The following is an 18,880-nucleotide window of genomic DNA, read 5'->3' on the forward strand; positions in this document are numbered from 1 at the left end:
GCAATGGCGTTTTTATTACAGAACCTGTCGGTCACAGAACGGCACGTACAAAGCCGCGTTGCAGATCCTCAATCAACGCCGCCATATCTTCCAGACCGATATGCAGGCGCACCACCGGGTTCAGCCCACGGTCGGCCGCACTGTCGCGGTCGCCGGTGTCGGCCACGGTGACCAGGCTTTCATAGCCGCCCCACGAAGCGCCCAGGCCGAACAGCTGCAAGCCGTCGATAAACCGCTCGACGTAAGCGGCGTCTGCATTCATCAGTTCAAACGACAACAACCCATTGCTGCCGGTGAAGTCCCGGCGCCACAACCCATGCCCAGGATGCCCGGGCAAGGCCGGATGGAACACGCGCTTGACCTGCGGTTGCGCCTGCAACCACAGGGCGATGTCCACGGCCTGGCGTTCGTGCACATCCAGGCGTGATGCCAGGGTGCGGGCGCCGCGCAGGATCAGGTAGGCGTCGTCGGCACTCACCGCGTTGCCGAAGGTGTCGCTCATCCTGCCCAGCGCCGGCCAGGCCGCTGGTGTGGTGCACACGCTGCCCATCATCACGTCGCTGTGGCCGCCGAGGTATTTGGTCAGGGCCATGATCGAAATATCCGCGCCCAACGCCAGTGGCCGGTACAGGTAGCCCGAGCCCCAGGTGTTGTCGACGGCGAGCAGGATGTCGCGTGGCTTGCACAACGCGGCAATCGCCGGCAGATCGCACAGCTCATACAACAGTGAGCCCGGCACTTCGGCGTAGACCAGCCGGGTGTTGGCTTGCAGTTGCGCTTCCAGCCCCTTGCCATCGGGTGCGAAGTAGCTGACCTCGATGCCGAACGGCTGGAGGAATTCACGTGCCAGCTTGCGCACCGGGGAATACACCGCGTCGGTGATCAGCACATGATCGCCGGGGCGCAGGTAGGCCAGGAACACCTGGGCCGCCGCCGCCAGGCCCGTGCCGTAGAGCCGCGTGCGAAAGCCGCCCTCCAGCTCGGTGACCAGGTCTTCCAGCGCATGGGAGGTCGGGTTGCCACGCGCGCCGTAGGTCAGCACCCGCTCGCTGTCGCGGCGGGCACGGGCGTCGCGCATCTGCGCCAGGTTGTCGAACAGCACGGTGCTCAGGCGCGTAATCGGCACATTGACTGCGCGGCCGCCATGACCTTTTTCGGTACGCGCGGCATGGATCAAGCGCGTGCGCACCCGCGACACAGGTGCCAACGGCTGGAGGCTGGCGATTTCCGCTTCGCTCATTTGCGCGAGCAGGCCGATTTCCCAGGCCAGGTACTGGCGCGCGGCGTCCTTGTTGCCGCTGTGACGGTCGTGGGTGAAAAACAGGAAGTCGATGCACTCGGCGTCGGGCGGTGTCTGCGGATCCTGGTTGACCGGCAGGCCGGCCGAGGCCCAGGCAGCGAAGCCACCGTCGAGCAACCGGGCCGACAGGCCTTCGGCAGCAAAGGCCGCCAATGCCGGGTCATCCGCCACCAGCACCAAGGGACGATGGTCGGTCTTGAGCCGCGCACGAATCGACCAGCGGGACCCGGCAATATGGCCCCTGCGGTAGGCCATGCTCGGGCGCAGGTCGATCAGGTTCACATCGCTCAATTCCAGCGCCAGGGCCTGGGCGCTGATCAGCGGCAACGGCTCATACGCCACCGTCGGCAACACCGGCAGCGCCAGACTGCTGTCGATACCACCGCTGAGCACATAGGCTTGGTGCCCGAGTTGACGCAGCCAACTGGCGACAATCGGCGCACGCACGCCATCGCTGTCCACCAGCACGATGCGCGCCTGGCGCACGCCGATATACAGGTCGGTGGCCTGGATCAACTGCCCGCCCGGCGTATGTTGCGCGCCTGGCAACGAGCCGAGGGCAAATTCCTCAGCAGTGCGCACATCACACAGGAACAGGCTGCGTTGCGCGTCCTCGGCCCACAGCCGGACTTGATCCGCTGACACCTCGACCACCCCTGCCCGCCCCGCCAACTGCCGTGCCGCCAGACGCTGCGAGGCGAGGTCGCCTTTGACCTGATCGGCATAGCGCCGAGTACTGCCATGTTCCAGCTGGAAATCTTCCAGGTACCAGCCCTGGGTACCGTTTTCCAAGGCATAGACAGGGTTTTTAAGGCCCAGGTTGATCAGCGTCTGGGCGCCGATAATGCTGCGGGTGCGTCCTGCACAGTTGATAACGATGGGCGTGCGTTCATCCGGCACCAGATCCTGTACGCGGTAGCCCAGCTCACCGTTGGGGCAGCAGATGGAACCGGGGATGGTCATCTTGCGGTACTCCTCGAACGGTCGCCCGTCCAGCACCACCAGCGGCTCGCCACTGGCTTGCCAATCGGCCAGTTGCCGGGCGGTGACGTGAGGCGTATGGCTGGCCTCTTCGACCAATTCGCCAAAGGCCTTGGACGGCACATGCACACCGGCAAACAGCTGCAACCCCGCCGCCTGCCAACCCTCGGCACCGCCCTCCAGCACATGCGCGCGGCGGTAGCCCAGCGCCTGCAAACGCGCGGCAACCAGCGCCGCCACCTCGCCGCCATCCTGGTCATAGATCACCAGCCTCACCTGCGGGTTGGGCGCCAGGCGGCGTACCTCCAGCTCCAGGCGGCTATAGGGCAGGTTCACCCCATGGAACAGGTGGGCTTCGCCGTATTGCCCGTGTTCGCGCACGTCGAACACGGCGATTTCCTGCCCATCGAACAGCCATTGCTGCAGTTGACGTGGGGTGATGGTCTGGCTCATGGAAGTCCCAACAATTAAGAGAAAAGTGACGGCAACGCGTCAGGCATAGGCCTTGATCGACGGCGCCATCTGCGAAGCGTTGTAGTTGAGGATGCGGCCGTCCGCGTCCACACCGTAGCGGCCGTTCAGGGATTCCAGCGGCAAGCCATACAGGTGGAAATGCAACGTGGCCTGCTCACCTTCAACCTTGATGCCATGCAGGTCTTCACCGAGGAACGAGATCGACGTGCCCGGCTGCACAATCACTTCCTTCTCAAGGCTCAGGGTGGTGAAGCCCGGCTCGTGGCCTTGGTCATTGCGTGCATAGACGTAGTTGATCTCCTGGCCTTCCACCGCGCTGATGATCGCCCAGGTCTCATGGTTGTGCGGGAGCGTGCTTTTGCCCGGCAACAGCGAGTTGAGGTACAGGGTCGGCGTATCGCCGTCGTCGTTGAGGCGATAGCGGAATGCGGTGCTGCCCTGCCCTGGCACAGGCGCGGGGAATTCTTCGAAGTTGAACAGGTCGCGGCGCTCGGCCAATTGTTCCAGCAGGCCGACGATGTCCACCAGGGCTGCGCGGTCTACGCCGCGCTGGTTGATGACGCGGATCTGCTGCAAAAACGCCTCGATCACGGCGGCACGGTTTGCGTTGCTCATCACGGTTTTCCTCTTATCAGACTGACAGGCTGTAACGGCTCAAATGGGTCAACAGGTACGGGTCATGGTTGATGGGGCCACGGCGCCCCGAATCGCCCAAGGCATGGCGCAGGAACGTCCGGGTGCGTTCGTTGCCAGGGTTCTGGAAGATCTGCGTGGCGCTGCCATGCTCGACAATCACGCCGTTTTCGGTGAAGTACACGACGTCGCTGATCTCTTCGGCGAAGCGCATTTCATGGGTGACCAGCACGCAGGTCATGCCCTCTTCGGTCAATTCGCGAATCACCGTCAGCACTTCGCCGACGGTTTCCGGGTCGAGCGCCGAGGTCACTTCGTCAAACAGGATCAGCTCCGGGCGCATCGCCAGGGCGCGGGCAATCGCCACGCGCTGCTGCTGGCCGCCGGACAACTGGCCGGGGTACGCATCGGCCTTGTGCTCCATGCGCACCTTGGCCAGCAGCGCCCGCGCGTCTTTTTCCGCATCGGCACGGCTGCGACCGAGCACCTTGCGCGGGGCGATCACCAGGTTTTCCAGCACCGACAAGTGCGGGAACAGGTTGTATTGCTGGAACACAAAGCCGACGCGCTTGCGCAACTCGATGCGCTGGGCTTCCTGGACCAGGCTGTCGACCTGGGTCTGGCCCACGCGAATACTGCCGCGCTGGGGCTGCAACAGCCCGGTGATGCAGCGCAGGATCGTGGATTTGCCCGAGCCGGACGGGCCGATAATCGACACGGCCTGGCCACGCAGCACGTCGAGGTCGATGCCCTTGAGCACCGGGTTGGCGCCGAACGACAAGTGCACATCCCGCAGGCTCACCAGGGGTTCAGTAGAAGGCATAACGGCGCTCCAGGTGTTGGGTCAGGCGGGAAATCGGGTAGCAATAGGCAAAGAACAGCACCAGCAGGCTCAGGTAGATCACCACGGTAAAGCCGGTCATGTTCACGGTGTTGCTGGCGATCTGCGCGGTGTCGATCACGTCATGCACACCCACCAGCGAGGCCAGCGCGGTGCCCATGGTGACTACCGCGTAGAGGTTCATCCACGGCGGCAACATGCGCTTGAAGCACTGCGGCAGGATGATCGAGCGAAACAGCTGGCCACGGGTGAATGCCAGGGACCGCGCGGCTTCCCATTGGGTGCTGGGGATCGAACCGATGGCGCCCCGGAAGATTTCCGCCACGTTGGCGCTGGCCGGTAACGCCAGGCCGATAGTGACCTTGACCCAATCGGGGAACGACACATAGCTGCTGCCGATACGAATCTCGAACGGGAACACGTAGGTAGTGAAATAGATCAGCACCAGCCACGGCGCATTGCGAAACACCTGCACCCACAGCCGCGCCACAAAGCCCAGGGGCGACAACGCCAACGCACCGATCACCAGGCCCAGCACCGACCCCATGCCGATCGCCAGCAGGCTGATCAGGATATTCTGGCCAAAGCCTGCGACCAGCGCCGGCGACCACTGCCACAACGCCGACAGCACGGGAAATGAATCAATGGCCATAGCCGGGCATCCTCAGGCGCGCTTCAAGCCAGCGCCCCACACAATTGACGATAAAACTCAGCAGGCCGAAAAAGCTCAGGATCAGGAGCATCAGCTCCAGTACGTTGTCACTCTGGGTCCAGATCATGATCGCCGCGTAGGTGATGTCGCCCACCGCAATCGCGGAGGCCACGGCGGTCATCTTCACCAGGTCAATCAGGTTGTTGATCAACGACGGCAAGGCAAAGCGCAGCGCCAGGGGCAACTGCACATTCCACAGCAACTGGCGGCGGCTGAAGGCCAGGGAGCTGGCGGCCTCCAGCGTGACGGCAGGCACCGCTTCGATGCCGGCACGCAAGGCCTCGGCATGAAACGCGCCCTTGTGCAGCGAGATCACGATCACCACCCAGGCGAACGGCGTCAGCGGGTTGGCCGCGCCGACCGCCTGGGTCAACAGCATGTTCAACACCAGGAACGCGCAATACAGCTGCACCAGCGTCGGCGTGTTGCGCGTGACTTCCACAAACACCCGCGCCGGCTTGGCCAGCCACGGGTTGCCTGAAGTCAGCATCGCCGCCAGCGTGATCCCCGCCAGCAGACTGCCGAGGATCGTGAACAGGCACAGCAGGCCGGTGGTCAGCGCGCCCTGGACCAGGCTGCCGCGCTGATAGGCGTCGAGCAGGAAGGTGTAGTTCAGGCCGATACGCGCGGCCCAATCGACGCACAGCTCAAGCAGATGGCTCATCTCCATTGCCGGCTCAAGCACCCTTGAACTGTTTCTGCAACTCCACCAGGGCCGGTGATGCCGGACTGATGCGGTTGCGGGTCTGGGCCTCGATCAGCCAGCCGCTGCGGTGCAGTTCCTTGACGATCGGGTCGAGTTTGGCCTGGGTGTCACTCTCGCCGCGACGGGTCCAGATCACCGACGGTGCCGGGTTGAGCTCCGGACCAAGGACGCGGTAGTCCTTCCATTCGGCACTGTCGTTGATCAATGGGTTGATCAGGGTAGAGTCGTGCACCGCCGCGACGCAGTTGTTGCCCCGCAGGGCCAGCAGCGATTCGGACGAGCTCTTGAACGCCTTGAGCTGCGCGCCGAACTCGGTCAGCGGCTTGACGTAGCTGCTGCCCTGGGAGGTGCACACGGGTTGGTCCTTGAGGTCTTCCCAGCGGGAGAACTGGCTGTCTTTGAGCACCGCAGCCGCACCGCCGACGCGGTAGAACGGCGTCGGCACGAAGCCGAGGATTTCACCGCGTTCGGCGGTCCATTCCATATTGGCGATGAGCAGGTCGACCTTGCCCTGTTGCAGGAACTGCACGCGATTGGCTGGCAATACCGGCACCAGCTGCACCTCGGCCTTGAGTTGACGACCCAGCTCATTGGCCAGGTCGACGTTCAAGCCCTTGGGCTGTTGCGTCGCCGGATCGATGCTGCCAAACGGCCCGCCGGACAACAACACGCCCACCACCAGCACATGGCGCTGCTCGATCTTGTCCAGGGTCGCATCGGCCTGCGCCGCCACACTGCCGCCCAGGGCGATCATCGACCCCAGGGCCACCGGCAACCATTTCTTGAACATCATTGGACTTCCCCCTGGCGAATGATCGGCGTACCCCGACCTGATGGAGGGGCATGCTAGGGAGAGTGCGCGGGCAACGGAAATGCAAATATCTCATATCGTTATAACTTGCCGTATCTGCCCCGCCTTCGTTTTTGGCATAACCCTTTATTTATTGGACCACGAAAAAATAATCTTCAGAAAAGCATAAATATCTGTAATGTTTAACTTCACGTCCTTGATATAAAACCGCCCCTGGAAATGGCCATGTCGACCCTCGACCTTGAACTCCTGCGCACCTTTATCGCCGTGGTCGACCACCACAGTTTCGCCGAAGCCGGCACGCACCTGGCGCGCACCCAGTCGTCCGTGACCCAGCATATGCAGCGCCTGGAGCAGCAAGTGGGGGTCAGCCTGTTCGAGAAGCGCGGCCGGCAAAAACAACTGACCGAGCCCGGCCTGCAACTGCTGCGTCATGCGCGGCAGATGCTCGCGCTGAATGACGATGCATTGAATTCCCTGCGCGAGAGCAGCCTGAGCGGTGTGCTGCGCATCGGCTCGCCCCACGATATTGCCGACACCATCCTGCCGCCGATCCTCAGCCATATCGCCCGCTCGGCGCCGCGCCTGCGCCTGGAGATCGACGTGGGCCGCAGTCCGTTCCTGATGGACGACCTGCACCGGGGCAAGGTGGACATGGTGATCTCCACCCGCGCCGACCCGAACCTGGAAGGCTTTGCGCTGCGTACGTCGCCGGTGTGGTGGATCTGTTCGGCGCAGTACATCCACCAGCCGAGCGAGCCGCTGCCGCTGATCCTGGTGGATGAGCCGAGCATCTACCGGCGCTACGCGCTGGAGGCGCTGGAACGGGCGAACATTCCCTGGCGCCAGGCGTACCTGGCGTCGAACCTGATCGGGATTAAAGCGGCCACTCGCGCGGGCCTGGGCGTGACGCCGCGCAGCATGGAAATGCTCGGCCCGGACATGCGCGTGCTGGGCGAAACGGATGGGTTGCCGAGGTTGCCGGAGGTCACGTATTACCTGTGGATTCGGCCGAATACGGCGAACCCCATTGCGCGCAAGGCGTATGACTTGATTCGGGGCAGCCAGGGCCTGTAAGGACGGGGCTGGCATCTGGATTTTATCCCGTTAGAATCATCGCCATTCCCGCCTGCCCTCCCTGACACGAGCCCCTTCATGAGCTTTGATTTCGATACGATCCACCCCCGCCTCGGCACTGGCAGCACCAAATGGAATCGCTACCCGGCCGATGTGTTGCCGATGTGGATCGCCGACATGGACATCGCCGCGCCGCCCGCCGTGCTGCAAGCCCTGCACGCGCGCCTCGACCAGCGGATTCTCGGCTACAGCGTGGCCGGCCCGGATGTACGCGAGGCCATCGTGGCCGACCTGTGGGCCAAGTACGCCTGGCGCGTGCAGCCCGACGACCTGCTGTTCCTGCCTGGCGTTGAGCCTGGCTTCAATATGGCGCTGCACGCCTTCGTCCAACCGGGCCAGCCGGTGGTGCTGCAAACCCCCAACTACCGGCCGATTCGCCTGGCGCCCGGCCACTGGAACCTGCCGCGCATCGAAGTACCGTTCGAGTTGAACAACGCCGAATACATCACCCCCATGCCCGCCCTGCGCAAGGCCCTGACCGGCGCCGGCGCACTGCTGCTGAGCAACCCGCACAACCCCATCGGCAAGGTCTTCCCCCGCGAAGAACTGCTGGCCCTGGCCACTGCCTGCCTGGAAAACGGCGCGCTGATCATCAGCGACGAAATCCACGCCGAACTGTGCTTCGACGGCCGCCGCCACATCCCCACCGCCAGCCTTAGCCCTGAGATTGCCCAGCGCACCATCACGCTGATGTCGGCGAGCAAGGCCTACAACGTGGCCGGCCTGAAGACCTGCTTTGCGGTGATCCAGAACGCCGGGATCCGCGAGCGCTTCAACCAGGCCCGCTGCGGCATGGTCGACAGCGTCAGCCCCCTGGGCCTGGAAGCCACCCGCGCCGCCTACAGCCAGTGCGGTGAATGGCTCGACGCGCTGAAGCACTACCTGCAAGCCAACCGCGATTACCTGCTCGACGCCGTGCAAACCCGCTTGCCCGGCGTGGTGATGCATGCGCCGCAAGGCACCTTCCTCGCCTGGCTGGACTGCAGCGCCCTGGGCCTGGACGACCCACAGCAGTTCTTCCTGGAGCAGGCCAAGGTCGGGCTGAGTGCGGGGATCGAATTCGGTGACGACAGCCAGCAGTTCGTGCGCCTGAACTTCGGCTGCCCACGGGCTTTGCTGGAAGAGGGTCTGCAACGTATGGAGCGTGCGCTGCAGCAGCGCTGAGGCAGACTTTATGAATGTGGGAGCAGCGCTCCCACATCCGGTGGGCTTCACAGCTTGGCGATGGACACTTCGGTGGACTTCACGAAGGCAATCACTTCGCTGCCTACCTTCAATTCCAGGTCACGCACCGAGCGGGTGGTGATCACCGAGGTGACGATGCCGGACGCGGTTTGCACGTCGATTTCGGACACCACCTCCCCCAGCAGGATTTCCTTGATCACGCCCTTGAACTGGTTGCGCACGTTGATCGCTTTAATAGTCATGTCGGCTTTCCTTTTGGCTGTTGGGTCAATCCGCACGAATGCGCAGGCCCTCAAAGTGCGCTATCACGTAGAATATTAAAAGGAATATATAACTCTTTATTTATTCCATAAACGCATATGAACACTGTTGCCTTACCAACATCTGATCAACAATTTGCTCCCCTGGTAGCAGCTGCCGAGCCCCGGCGAGGCTGCGTCGGCCGCGACTCGAGCCTGAATCGGCAGCGCGCCTGACGCAGCCTCGCTTGCGCTCGGCAGCTGCTACGGATGTGGATAAGGCGATATTTACGGTTAAGACGTTATCTACGCGGGGGAGCGCTGGCCTTGGCATAGAGACTGCATATTCCTGGAAAGCATGATGGAACATGCCGAATCAGTTTTCTGAATATAAGAAAAGCCTTCTCTCAACGCCTTGTCCGGAGCTGTTCCATGAAACCCTTCACCCAGCGTGTACTCGGCGCCTGCGCCCTCGTCCTGAGCCTGCAGGCGCAGGCATATGCCGCCGAAACCGATCCCGCCGAAGTCAACCTCGACTACGCCTACTACTCGCCGGTCAGCCTGGTGCTCAAGCACTTCGGCTGGCTGGAACAGGCCCTGCCCCACAGCAAGGTCGGCTGGGTCCTGAGCCAGGGCAGCAACCGCTCCCTGGAATACCTCAACAGCGGCGGCGTGGATTTCGCTTCGTCCGCCAGCTTGTCCGCCGTGTTGAGCCGCGCCAATGGCAGCCCGATCAAATCGGTGTACGTCTACAGCCGCGCCGAGTGGACCGCCCTGGTGGTGCGCAAGGACTCACCACTCAACAGCGTCAGCGACCTGAAGGGCAAGAAAATCGCCGCCACCAAAGGCACCGATCCGTACCTGTTCACCCTGCGCAGCCTGCAACAGGCCGGGCTGAAAAAAGACGACGTGGAACTGGTGCACCTGCAACACCCGGACGGCCGCACCGCCCTGGAAAAAGGTGACGTGGACGCCTGGGCCGGCCTCGACCCGCACATGGCCGCGAGTGAAATCCAGGCCGGTTCGCGCCTGCTGTACCGCAACAAGGATTTCAACAGCTATGGCGTGGTGAGCGTCACCGAGCAGTTCGCCAAGGCGCACCCACAGACCATCACCAAGGTGCTCGGGGCGTATGAAAAAGCCCGGGATTGGGCGGTGAAGCACCCCGATGAATTCGCCAGGTTGCTGGCGGATGAATCCGGCCTGCCGCTGGAAGTGGCCAAGCTGCAATTGTCGCGCACCGATCTGAGCACGCCGTTGTTGAGCGCCAAGGATGTGCAGTCGTCGAAGGCGGCGGCGCCGATCCTGGTGTCCGAGGAATTGGTGCGTCGCGGGGTGAATGTGGACCAGGTGATCGATCAACTGATCGACCCTTCGTTCGGCCAAACCCTGTCGAAGCAATAAGGGGCGCGCGATGACCAGCAAAAGCCAGGCATTGCCCCTTCCCGTCCCCGCAGTCAGCCAGCGCAGCGCCTGGCCACGACGGTTCAAAGGCCTGGTCTTGCCGGTGCTGATCCTGATGATCCTGGAAGGGGTCGTGCGGGTGGGCTGGCTGCCGTCCTACCAGATGCCGGCGCCCAGCGAGATCGCCGTGACCCTCACCGACCTCGCCGAGGGCGCCTTGTGGAAACACATCAGCGCCAGCCTCGCCCGCGTGCTGCTGGGCTTTGCCATCGGCGCCGGCCTGGCCCTGGTGTTCGCCGCCTGGGTCGGTTTGAGCCGTGAAGCCGAAGCCTATCTGGAACCGACCTTCGCCGGCCTGCGTTCGATCCCGAGCCTGGCCTGGGTGCCCTTGCTGCTGCTTTGGCTGGGCATCGATGAAACCTCGAAGATTGTGCTGATCGCCATTGGCGCGTTTTTCCCGGTGTACCTCAATGGCGTCGCGGCGATTCGCGATATTGATCGCAAGCTGGTGGAAGTCGGGCAAATGTACGGGTTCAGTCGCCGCCGCCTGGTGCGCCGGATCCTGCTGCCCGCCGCCCTGCCCGGCCTGTTTACCGGGTTGCGCAGTGGCTTGAGCCTGGCGTGGATGTTCCTCGTGGCGGCCGAACTGATCGCGGCGACCAAGGGCCTGGGTTACCTGCTCAGCGATGGGCGGGAAACCTCTCGGCCCGACATCGTGCTGGCCGCCATTATCGTATTGGCGCTACTGGGCAAGGTCAGCGACGGCCTGCTCGCGGCGTTGGAGAAACGCTGCCTGGCCTGGCGCGACACCTTCACCGGCCAAGGAGCGGAACAATGAGTACGCAGCCGTTATTGGACATTCAGGTGGAGCGTAAAAGCTTTGCCAGCACCACCGTATTGAAAGATGTACGCCTGGCCTTGCAGCCGCGCGAAGCGGTCAGCCTGCTGGGCCCCAGCGGCTGTGGCAAAAGTACCCTGCTGCGGATCGTCGCCGGGTTGGAAAAGGACTTCCAGGGCGAACTGCGCAGCCCTGACGGCGACGTGGCGTTCGTGTTCCAGGAACCGCGCCTGATGCCCTGGCTCACGGTGGAGCAGAACATTGGTTTCAGCGATGACAACCGCTACGACAGGGCCTGGGTCACACAATTGATCGAGGAAGTCGGCCTCAAGGGCTTCGCCCAGGCGCTGCCCAAGGCATTGTCCGGCGGCATGGCACAGCGGGTGGCGATCGCACGCGGCCTGTATTCACGTCCGCAGGTGCTGTTGCTGGATGAACCGTTCAGTGCGGTGGATGCCTTCACCCGCATGAAGCTCCAGGACTTGCTGCTGCAACTGGCCGCGCACCACGCCATCGCCCTGTTGCTGGTGACCCATGATGTGGACGAAGCGCTGTACCTGAGTGACCGGGTACTGGTGATGGACAACCGGCCCAGCAGCATTCGCCAGGAGCTGACGGTCGACCTGCCGCATCCGAGGGATCGGCGTGACCCGCTGCTGGCCCGGCTCAAGGCGCTGGCCTTGACCGAGTTGCAGCGTGCCCACGTGATCTGAGGACTACTCCTAACCTGTGGCGAGCGGGCTTGCCCCGCGTTGGGCTGCGCAGCAGACCCAAAACCAGGCGCTGTGGTTTACCTGACAGAACACAGGGAGGCTGATTGGGGCTGCTTCGCAGCCCAGCGCGGGGCAAGCCCGCTCACCACAATAAGCTTGCGCAGGCTCACCCGCTAACCCATTCGAGAGTGCACCTCCACACCCCACGTGATCTGAGGACTACTCGTAACCTGTGGTGAGCGGGCTTGCCCCGCGTTGGGCTGCGCAGCAGACCCAAAACCAGGCGCTGCGGTTTACCTGACAGAACACAGGGATCCTGATTGGGGCTGCTTCGCAGCCCAGCGCGGGGCAAGCCCGCTCACCACAGCAAGCCCGCTCACCACAATAAGCTTGCGAAGGCTCACCCGATAACCCATTCGAGATTGCACCTCCACGCGCCTACGTGATCGACGACTACTCGTAACCTGTGGTGAGCGGGCTTGCCCCGCGTTGGGCTGCGAAGCAGACCCAAAACCAGGCGCTGCGGTTTACCTGACAGAACACAGGCATCCTGATTGGGGCTGCTTCGCAGCCCAGCGCGGGGCAAGCCCGCTCACCACAGCAAGCCCGCTCACCCAAATAAGCTTGCGAAGGCTCACCCGATAACCCATTCGAGATTGCACCTCCACGCCCCACGTGATCGAGGACTACTCCTAACCTGTGGTGAGCGGGCTTGCCCCGCGTTGGGCTGCGCAGCAGACCCAAAACCAGGTGCTGTGGTTTACCTGACAGAACACAGGCATCCTGATTGGGGCTGCTTCGCAGCCCAGCGCGGGGCAAGCCCGCTCACCACAGCAAGCCCGCTCATACAATAAGCTTGCGCAGGCTCACCCGCTAACCCATTCGAGATTGCACCTCCACGCCCCACGTGATCGAGGACTACTCCTAACCTGTGGCGAGCGGGCTTGCCCCGCGTTGGGCTGCGAAGCAGACCCAAAACCAGGCGCTGCGGTTTACCTGACAGAACACAGGGAGCCTGATTGGGGCTGCTTCGCAGCCCAGCGCGGGGCAAGCCCGCTCACCACAGCAAGCCCGCTTACCACAATAAGCCCGCTCACCACAGCAAGCAGGCTGGCCACAAACCCGCATCATGCCGCCTTGCGCAGGCTCACCCAATAACGGGTCCGAGATTGCATCTCCAACCCCAGGGTCGAGGCCAGCAGGCTGAGGATGCGGTCGGTGTCATCCAGGCGAAAACTGCCGGTCACCCGCAGCGTTTCCAGGCTGGGATCCCAACGCAATACGCCCGGACGATAGCGTTCCAGCTCGCGCAGAAAATCCCCCAGCAACTGGTTCTGTGCGGTCAACACGCCGTCGCGCCAGCCTAATTGCAGCACATCGAAGGGCACTGAGGCGCCAAGCCCGGCGGCTTTCAATGGCGCTTGCTGGCCCCCCTGCAATGTCGCCAGGTTTGCGCGCAAATCACGCACCTGCACCGCGCCCTTGAGCACCGACACCAGGCAGCCGGAAGGCAGTTGCCGCACGCACACCTCGGCCTGGCTGACGAGCAATTGGCCGTAGCGGGTTTGCACCGTCATCGCCGCCTTACCCGGAACGTTCAGCGCCAGCTCACCGTCGACCAGGGTGATGCGCCGTTGTGCCAGGTCCACGTCTACGGCTGTAGCGGTATTGAGTTGCAGGCTGCCCCCTTCGGCCAACGGCAGGCGTTTGCGTTCGCCGGTAGCGGTGTGCAAATCGGCACGCCAGGCTTCGATGGGCAACTGGCGGCTGATCAGCCAGGCCGCCGGCACCAGCGCCGCCACCCCCAGGGCGCGCTTGAGCACGGCACGTCGCCCCGGTTGCGGGCGGTCGAGGCTGGCCATGGCGAGCGCCTGGGGCAAATCGCTGAAACGCTGGCGCAGGGTTTGGGCTCTTTGCCAGGTCTGTTCATGCTGGGGATGGCTGTCGCGCCAGTGCTGCAAGGCGGCGTGATCACGCTCGGTGGCCGCGCCGGATTCGAGCAGCGCCAGCCACTGGGCGGCGGCGCGCGCGACGTCGCGGCTCACAGCTCCACCAGCAGGCAATGCTCGTAGGCCTGGGCCATGTAGCGCTTCACCGTACGTTCGGACACGTCAAGGCGCTCGGCAATCTCGCGGTAACCCAGGCCCTCCAGCTGGCTCCATAGAAACGCACGGCGCACCAGCACGGGCAAGCCGTCGAGCAATTCATCCAGGGCTTGCAGGGTTTCCAGCACCAGCCAGCGCTGTTCGGGCGACGGCACACAGGTGTCGGGCAAGGTAGCCAGGGCATTCAGATACGCCTGTTCGAGGCTGCGGCGCTGATGGAAATTCACCAGCAGGCGCTTGCCCACTGTCACCAGGTACGCCCGGGGTTCCTGCATCTGCGCAATCGGCTGCGCACTGGCAAGCACCCGCAGGAACGTATCCTGGCTCAGGTCGGCCGCATCCCAGGCATTGCCCAGGCGTCGCCGCAGCCAGCTTTCCAGCCAACTGCGATGGTCACGGTACAAGCTCGATAGCGTCAGTTCAGGAGCGTGCGTGGGGACAACAGCATCATTCATGGCAACAACCTGCACGGCGCGATTGAGTCTCAAATGAGATTCATTCTATTTAATATCGTGCCGGGACACCATGATCTTTTCAACTTCGCGTTTATACAGACGCCTCGGCATCAAACACGTGCCCACGCCCCACGACACTGCCTGGCACCAACAGCGCCCCAGGCGCCAGCACCGCGTTAGCGCCGATCCGACATTGATCCCCCAGCAACGCGCCGAACTTGTCGCAGCCGCTGCGCTGCAATACCCCGTCAACCCGTACCAGCACTTCCTTGTCGTCCCGCTCGTTGCGGTAGTTGGCGACGATACTTCCCGCCTCGAGGTTGACGCCATGGCCCAGCACTGAATCACCGACAAAGTTGAAGTGGGCCAGCTTGCTGCCACTGAACATGAAGGTGGTTTTCAGTTCGGCGCCGGGGCCGATGATGCAGTGCTCATCCACCCAGCAACCACCGCGCAGCAGCGAGCCGCTGGCGATAAAGCAATGGGCTCCGATGATCAGGGGCGGCTTGAGCAAGGCACCGGGTTCGACGATGGCGGTACGGTGGATGGCGACTTCGTCCTTCACGCTGTACTCGTCGACCGGCAGTTCGGCGAGCATCTGGCGAACAACGGCCGGCGCCTGGGCGACCAGGGCCCAGGGCGCCAGGCCGGCCCACGGGGCCAGGGGGGATTGAGCAAGGTTGGCGATGTAGTCGGTGAGTCGAATCAAGGTCGAGCCCTCACGTGGTCAGAGACAGTCAAGAAAACCCACATTGGCGATCATTCGACCTCGAGTACAGGACTTCCAGGCCCTCGCCTCTCACAGACCGCGCTTGCGCAGCCACTGCAAAAAGCCCTTCTTCACCGGCACCACCGGCGCGTCCTGGGTCAGGACCTGGGCGGCATGCAGGCGGAATTCCAAGAGTGCCTTCATCGCCTCGCTAATGTCGCGGCGCGCGTCCAGGCACGGTTTCAGGTATTCGTTCTCGATGCGGTACAGCGTGCAGAACGTCTTGGCGGAAAAGTCCGCCAGCACGGCCTGGTCGGACAGGATCCCGGCCTCGCCAATCACTTCTCCCGGCCCCATGCGCCCGGCTTCGAATACATGGCCGCCCTTGGTCAACATCACCGAGACCACGCCGGACTCGACGATAAACAAATGATCACTGACCTCCCCCGCCGGCAGGATCATCTCGCCGGCGCGGTAGGTGTGCAGGGTCATGTTCTGGCTGAAGGTGTCTTTCTCTTCCTGGCGCAGGGTGGAGAAAATCGATGAACGCTCCAGCAACGCCCGCGCGGCGGACATGGCCGGCGGCGCGCTGCTTTCGGTGGCGGACAGCACAGCCACGCCCGCCGCTTGCAGGTGCCGGAACGCCAGGTCATAGAGCTGGTTGCGCACCTCGCGCTTGAGGGCCATGGCTGGCACGAAGCCGCTGATTTCATACTCCACGCCGCCACTGGCAGAGGTCTTGAACGCCACGCTCGGCGCCGGCTTGGCCAACAGTGGCCGACACCCCTGCATCGCACGCTCCAGCGCCTCGATCACGGTTTGCGGGCGCGCATGGGGGCTGACCTGCAGGCTGACCGCCAGGCCGAACATATCCGCCGGGCGCGAAAAGTTGATGATCTTGGCCTTGGCCGCCAGGGAGTTGGGAATCACCGCCAGGCTGCCCTGGGAGGTTTGCAGGCGCGTGGCGCGCCAGTCGATGTCGGTGACCCGCCCTTCGGTACCGTCGATGGAGATCCAGTCGTCGATCTGATAAGGCTTGGTGGTGTTGAGCACGATCCCGGAAAACACATCGCTCAGGGTACTTTGCAACGCCAGGCCGACGATGATCGCCACCGCACCGGAGGTGGCCAGCACTCCCTTGACCGGCAGGTCGAGCACGTAGGCCATGGCGGCGATGATCGCGATGAGGAAAATCACCGCGCCCATCAGGTCCTGCAACAATCGCCCGGTGTGACCCACCCGCTGCATCATCACCGCGCCCAGCAACACCGTCAGCGTGCGCGCCGCAAACAGCCACCAGCCGATCTGCAAGGCCGTGGCGGCCAGGTGCAAGGCGGTACTGTCGGCATAGGGCGCAAGTTGCATGGGGTTCATGCCGTCGTTGAACAGCACGGCACTGAACACGGCAAAAATCGCCAACCGCGCAGCCAGCTTCCAATTGGCCAGGTCGGCAGAGATCAGGCGCCACACGGCGATGTCGATAAAGATCAGCGCCACGGCGCACAACATCGGGTGATCAGCGATAAATGAGGGCATCCAGGCGACTCCAGGGCGAATGACGGGAAGATCGCATGAAATGGGGGTTGCGCAAACAAAATGTATTGCTGCGCAACGGTGGTGAACGGGCTTGTTGTGGTGAGCGGGCTTGCCCCGCGCTGGGGCGCGAAGCGGCCCTGAAACCATCTGCCTCGGAACGTCTGGAAAACCGCGTCGAGTTTATTGGGGCTGCTGCGCAGCCCAGCGCGGGGCAAGCCCGCTCACCACAACAAGTCGGCTTGCCACCACCACTCAACTCACCCCTGAAAACCTGCATCCACAGGTTTTCAGGTGATCCGTCAGGCCTGCATCCGCCCAAACTTACCCGATTGGAAATCCGCAAACGCCTGGTGAATCTCCTGCTCGGTATTCATCACAAACGGTCCATGCCCAACGATAGGCTCGTCAATCGGTTCGCCGCTGAGCAGCAGGACCTTGGCGTCGTCGTTGGCCTCCAGGATGAGTTGGCGGCCATCGCGGTCGAACAACGCCAGTTGGCCTTGGCGTGCGACGTCTTCGCCATTGACCAGCACCGTGCCGCGCAGGATCACCAGGGCAGTGTTGCGCCCGGCGTGCAGGTCGAGGGTGACGGGCTTGCCGGCGTTGAGGCGCAGGTCCCACACATCGATCGGCGTGAAGGTGCGCGCCGGTCCCTGGGTGCCGGCGAATTCACCGGCGATCAGGCGCAGGTGGCCGGCGTCGTTGGCCAGGGGCAGCACGGGGATATCGCCGTCGACGATGGTCTGGTAGCCCGCGTCGGCCATTTTGTCCTTGGCGGGCAGGTTGACCCACAGTTGCACCATCTCCAACGCACCGCCGCTGCGGGCGAAGGCGACGGAGTGGAACTCCTCGTGGAGGATGCCCTTGGCGGCGGTCATCCATTGCACATCGCCCGGGCCGATTTTGCCGCCGGCGCCGGTGGAATCGCGGTGTTCGACTTCGCCATCGTAGACGATGGTCACGGTTTCAAAACCGCGATGGGGGTGCTGGCCGACGCCGCGACGCTGGTCTGTCGGGTTGAAATCGGCCGGCCCGGCGTGGTCCAGGAGCAGGAATGGGCTGATGTGCTTGCCCATCGAGTCGTAGGAAAACAGCGTACGCACGGGAAAGCCGTCGCCGACCCAATGGGCGCGAGGGCTGGTGTAGATGCCGATGAGTTTTTTCATGGTAGTCCTCCAAAGTGCATACACCTTAAAACTCGCAGCAATTCGGCGCTAGACGGTAAAAATAACCTTGATCGTCCTACCGGCAGGACGATCTACGACTGCAGCCTCACAAAAACAGCGTTAATGATAATGACTCGTAGTAATATCCGCCCTCTCCCGCTCAACCCTCGAGGGCTGCAATGCCGTTTGCCCCTGCGCCTGCCGCACCGCGCGTACTGGTGGTGGATGACCACCGCAAGATTCGTGAACCCTTGGCCACGTACCTGCGACGTTACACCTTTGAGGTGCGCACCGCTGAAGACGCGGCCGGCATGTGGCAATTGCTCAAGACCCAGGCGTTCGATGTGGTGGTGCTCGACGTGCTGCTGCCGGATGGCGATGGCTTTGAGTTGTGCAACCAGTTGCATCGGCGCAGCAACACCCCGGTGATCCTGCTGACCGCCCGCGACACTGCCGCCGACCGCATACGCGGCCTGGACCTGGGTGCCGACGATTACGTCACCAAGCCGTTCGAGCCCCGGGAGCTGGTGGCGCGTATCAACAGCGTGCTGCGCCGTCAGGGCCGCGCGACCGGCCCCACCGCGCCCGGCACTGGCGCACGGGCCTATGAGTTTGCCGGCTGGCACTTCAGTGTGACCAGCGCCACCTTGCGCCGCGACGGCAGCCCGGCCATCCAGCTCAGCACTGCCGAAAGCCGGCTGTTGCAAGTGTTCCTCGCCCACCCCAACACCCTGTTGCCCCGCGAACGCTTGATCGACCTCACCGCCGCCGCCGACAGCGATGTCAGCGACCGCGCCATCGACCGGCAAGTCAGCCGCCTGCGCCGCAAGCTGGCCCAGGGCGATGCCACCCCGGAACTGTTACGCACCATCTGGGGCGGCGGTTATCTATTGGCCGCCGAGGTCAGCGAATGCACGCCCTGAACCGGCTGTGGC

General features: G+C 63.4%; 18 protein-coding genes. 6 read left to right on the plus strand and 12 right to left on the minus strand.

Annotated features, from left to right (window positions below):
• Nucleotides 1-31: 31 nt before the first annotated feature.
• The 6 genes from metC to BFQ01_RS27650 are packed head-to-tail and all read right to left on the minus strand — an operon-like array spanning nucleotide 32 to nucleotide 6,440.
• Nucleotides 32-2,734 carry a cystathionine beta-lyase gene (metC, locus tag BFQ01_RS27625; protein ID WP_065927765.1) on the minus strand — a complete coding sequence of 901 codons (2,703 nt, stop codon included), beginning with the start codon at nucleotides 2,732-2,734 and terminating at the stop codon, nucleotides 32-34.
• Nucleotides 2,735-2,773: 39 nt separating this feature from the next.
• Nucleotides 2,774-3,370 (minus strand): cysteine dioxygenase family protein, encoded by a 597-nt coding sequence (locus BFQ01_RS27630; RefSeq protein WP_065927766.1) that lies wholly within the window; start codon nucleotides 3,368-3,370, stop codon nucleotides 2,774-2,776.
• Nucleotides 3,371-3,386: 16 nt separating this feature from the next.
• Nucleotides 3,387-4,211: an amino acid ABC transporter ATP-binding protein gene (locus tag BFQ01_RS27635; RefSeq protein ID WP_065927767.1), complete on the minus strand. Its 825-nt coding sequence runs from the start codon at nucleotides 4,209-4,211 to the stop codon at nucleotides 3,387-3,389.
• A complete protein-coding gene (locus BFQ01_RS27640) occupies nucleotides 4,198-4,881 on the minus strand; it encodes an amino acid ABC transporter permease (protein ID WP_065927768.1) in 684 nt (227 codons plus the stop codon). The genes BFQ01_RS27635 and BFQ01_RS27640 overlap by 14 nt, the downstream gene beginning before the upstream one ends.
• On the minus strand, nucleotides 4,871-5,605 hold the full coding sequence (locus BFQ01_RS27645; RefSeq protein WP_065927801.1) for an amino acid ABC transporter permease: 735 nt from the start codon (nucleotides 5,603-5,605) through the stop codon (nucleotides 4,871-4,873). Before BFQ01_RS27645 ends, BFQ01_RS27640 begins: the two co-directional genes overlap by 11 nt.
• A gap of 13 nt (nucleotides 5,606-5,618) precedes the next feature.
• Nucleotides 5,619-6,440 (minus strand): transporter substrate-binding domain-containing protein, encoded by an 822-nt coding sequence (locus tag BFQ01_RS27650; protein WP_065927769.1) that lies wholly within the window; start codon nucleotides 6,438-6,440, stop codon nucleotides 5,619-5,621.
• Between the two features lie 243 nt (nucleotides 6,441-6,683).
• Between BFQ01_RS27650 and BFQ01_RS27655 the strand changes: the two genes are divergently transcribed.
• The gene (locus BFQ01_RS27655; RefSeq protein WP_370671275.1) at nucleotides 6,684-7,535 is read left to right on the plus strand and encodes a LysR substrate-binding domain-containing protein; all 852 of its coding nucleotides are present in this window, start codon (nucleotides 6,684-6,686) and stop codon (nucleotides 7,533-7,535) included.
• Nucleotides 7,536-7,613: 78 nt separating this feature from the next.
• Entirely contained in the window at nucleotides 7,614-8,759 is a 1,146-nt protein-coding gene (locus tag BFQ01_RS27660; RefSeq protein WP_065927770.1) for a MalY/PatB family protein, read from the plus strand.
• 47 nt (nucleotides 8,760-8,806) lie between these two features.
• On the opposite strand, the gene BFQ01_RS27665 is transcribed toward BFQ01_RS27660, so the two are convergent.
• The gene (locus BFQ01_RS27665) at nucleotides 8,807-9,022 is read right to left on the minus strand and encodes a TOBE domain-containing protein (RefSeq protein ID WP_003173733.1); all 216 of its coding nucleotides are present in this window, start codon (nucleotides 9,020-9,022) and stop codon (nucleotides 8,807-8,809) included.
• A 429-nt stretch (nucleotides 9,023-9,451) separates the two neighbouring features.
• Between BFQ01_RS27665 and BFQ01_RS27670 the strand changes: the two genes are divergently transcribed.
• From BFQ01_RS27670 to BFQ01_RS27680, 3 genes are read left to right on the plus strand one after another with little or no spacing between them, the layout of a single operon-like run.
• Nucleotides 9,452-10,423: an aliphatic sulfonate ABC transporter substrate-binding protein gene (locus BFQ01_RS27670; protein WP_065927771.1), complete on the plus strand. Its 972-nt coding sequence runs from the start codon at nucleotides 9,452-9,454 to the stop codon at nucleotides 10,421-10,423.
• A gap of 10 nt (nucleotides 10,424-10,433) precedes the next feature.
• Nucleotides 10,434-11,261, plus strand: a complete 828-nt coding sequence (locus tag BFQ01_RS27675) for an ABC transporter permease (RefSeq protein ID WP_065927772.1) — start codon at nucleotides 10,434-10,436, stop codon at nucleotides 11,259-11,261.
• Nucleotides 11,258-11,974, plus strand: a complete 717-nt coding sequence (locus BFQ01_RS27680) for an ABC transporter ATP-binding protein (protein WP_065927773.1) — start codon at nucleotides 11,258-11,260, stop codon at nucleotides 11,972-11,974. Before BFQ01_RS27675 ends, BFQ01_RS27680 begins: the two co-directional genes overlap by 4 nt.
• Nucleotides 11,975-13,101: 1,127 nt before the next feature.
• Here the strand turns inward: BFQ01_RS27680 and BFQ01_RS27685 are convergent.
• The 5 genes from BFQ01_RS27685 to BFQ01_RS27705 all read right to left on the minus strand — a co-directional run bounded on the left by BFQ01_RS27685 (nucleotide 13,102) and on the right by BFQ01_RS27705 (nucleotide 17,945).
• A complete protein-coding gene (locus tag BFQ01_RS27685) occupies nucleotides 13,102-14,019 on the minus strand; it encodes a FecR domain-containing protein (RefSeq protein WP_065927774.1) in 918 nt (305 codons plus the stop codon).
• The gene (locus BFQ01_RS27690; RefSeq protein ID WP_027607930.1) at nucleotides 14,016-14,534 is read right to left on the minus strand and encodes a sigma-70 family RNA polymerase sigma factor; all 519 of its coding nucleotides are present in this window, start codon (nucleotides 14,532-14,534) and stop codon (nucleotides 14,016-14,018) included. The genes BFQ01_RS27685 and BFQ01_RS27690 overlap by 4 nt, the downstream gene beginning before the upstream one ends.
• A gap of 91 nt (nucleotides 14,535-14,625) precedes the next feature.
• A complete protein-coding gene (locus BFQ01_RS27695) occupies nucleotides 14,626-15,243 on the minus strand; it encodes an LpxA family transferase (protein ID WP_065927775.1) in 618 nt (205 codons plus the stop codon).
• Nucleotides 15,244-15,333: 90 nt separating this feature from the next.
• The gene (locus BFQ01_RS27700; RefSeq protein ID WP_065927776.1) at nucleotides 15,334-16,779 is read right to left on the minus strand and encodes a mechanosensitive ion channel domain-containing protein; all 1,446 of its coding nucleotides are present in this window, start codon (nucleotides 16,777-16,779) and stop codon (nucleotides 15,334-15,336) included.
• 299 nt (nucleotides 16,780-17,078) lie between these two features.
• Complete coding sequence (locus BFQ01_RS27705; protein ID WP_065927777.1) at nucleotides 17,079-17,945, minus strand: pirin family protein; 867 nt, start codon at nucleotides 17,943-17,945, stop codon at nucleotides 17,079-17,081.
• 179 nt (nucleotides 17,946-18,124) lie between these two features.
• On the opposite strand from BFQ01_RS27705, the gene BFQ01_RS27710 reads away from it, so the two are divergent.
• The gene (locus BFQ01_RS27710) at nucleotides 18,125-18,868 is read left to right on the plus strand and encodes a response regulator (RefSeq protein ID WP_065927778.1); all 744 of its coding nucleotides are present in this window, start codon (nucleotides 18,125-18,127) and stop codon (nucleotides 18,866-18,868) included.
• Nucleotides 18,869-18,880: the final 12 nt, after the last annotated feature.

This window comes from Pseudomonas sp. 8 R 14 (genome assembly GCF_900005955.1).
Taxonomy (GTDB): Bacteria; Pseudomonadota; Gammaproteobacteria; order Pseudomonadales; family Pseudomonadaceae; genus Aquipseudomonas; species Aquipseudomonas marginalis.

Excerpts from the sequence above, each read along its gene's own strand:
- BFQ01_RS27645 (WP_065927801.1), bottom strand. The coding sequence starts at position 5,605 with ATGAGCCATCTGCTTGAGCTGTGCGTCGATTGGGCCGCGCGTATCGGC.
- BFQ01_RS27680 (WP_065927773.1), top strand. The coding sequence starts at position 11,258 with ATGAGTACGCAGCCGTTATTGGACATTCAGGTGGAGCGTAAAAGCTTT.
- BFQ01_RS27675 (WP_065927772.1), top strand. The coding sequence starts at position 10,434 with ATGACCAGCAAAAGCCAGGCATTGCCCCTTCCCGTCCCCGCAGTCAGC.
- BFQ01_RS27665 (WP_003173733.1), bottom strand. The coding sequence starts at position 9,022 with ATGACTATTAAAGCGATCAACGTGCGCAACCAGTTCAAGGGCGTGATC.
- BFQ01_RS27660 (WP_065927770.1), top strand. The coding sequence starts at position 7,614 with ATGAGCTTTGATTTCGATACGATCCACCCCCGCCTCGGCACTGGCAGC.
- BFQ01_RS27670 (WP_065927771.1), top strand. The coding sequence starts at position 9,452 with ATGAAACCCTTCACCCAGCGTGTACTCGGCGCCTGCGCCCTCGTCCTG.
- BFQ01_RS27700 (WP_065927776.1), bottom strand. The coding sequence starts at position 16,779 with ATGCCCTCATTTATCGCTGATCACCCGATGTTGTGCGCCGTGGCGCTG.
- BFQ01_RS27690 (WP_027607930.1), bottom strand. The coding sequence starts at position 14,534 with ATGAATGATGCTGTTGTCCCCACGCACGCTCCTGAACTGACGCTATCG.
- BFQ01_RS27710 (WP_065927778.1), top strand. The coding sequence starts at position 18,125 with ATGCCGTTTGCCCCTGCGCCTGCCGCACCGCGCGTACTGGTGGTGGAT.
- BFQ01_RS27655 (WP_370671275.1), top strand. The coding sequence starts at position 6,684 with ATGTCGACCCTCGACCTTGAACTCCTGCGCACCTTTATCGCCGTGGTC.
- BFQ01_RS27630 (WP_065927766.1), bottom strand. The coding sequence starts at position 3,370 with ATGAGCAACGCAAACCGTGCCGCCGTGATCGAGGCGTTTTTGCAGCAG.
- BFQ01_RS27635 (WP_065927767.1), bottom strand. The coding sequence starts at position 4,211 with ATGCCTTCTACTGAACCCCTGGTGAGCCTGCGGGATGTGCACTTGTCG.
- BFQ01_RS27640 (WP_065927768.1), bottom strand. The coding sequence starts at position 4,881 with ATGGCCATTGATTCATTTCCCGTGCTGTCGGCGTTGTGGCAGTGGTCG.
- metC (WP_065927765.1), bottom strand. The coding sequence starts at position 2,734 with ATGAGCCAGACCATCACCCCACGTCAACTGCAGCAATGGCTGTTCGAT.
- BFQ01_RS27650 (WP_065927769.1), bottom strand. The coding sequence starts at position 6,440 with ATGATGTTCAAGAAATGGTTGCCGGTGGCCCTGGGGTCGATGATCGCC.
- BFQ01_RS27705 (WP_065927777.1), bottom strand. The coding sequence starts at position 17,945 with ATGAAAAAACTCATCGGCATCTACACCAGCCCTCGCGCCCATTGGGTC.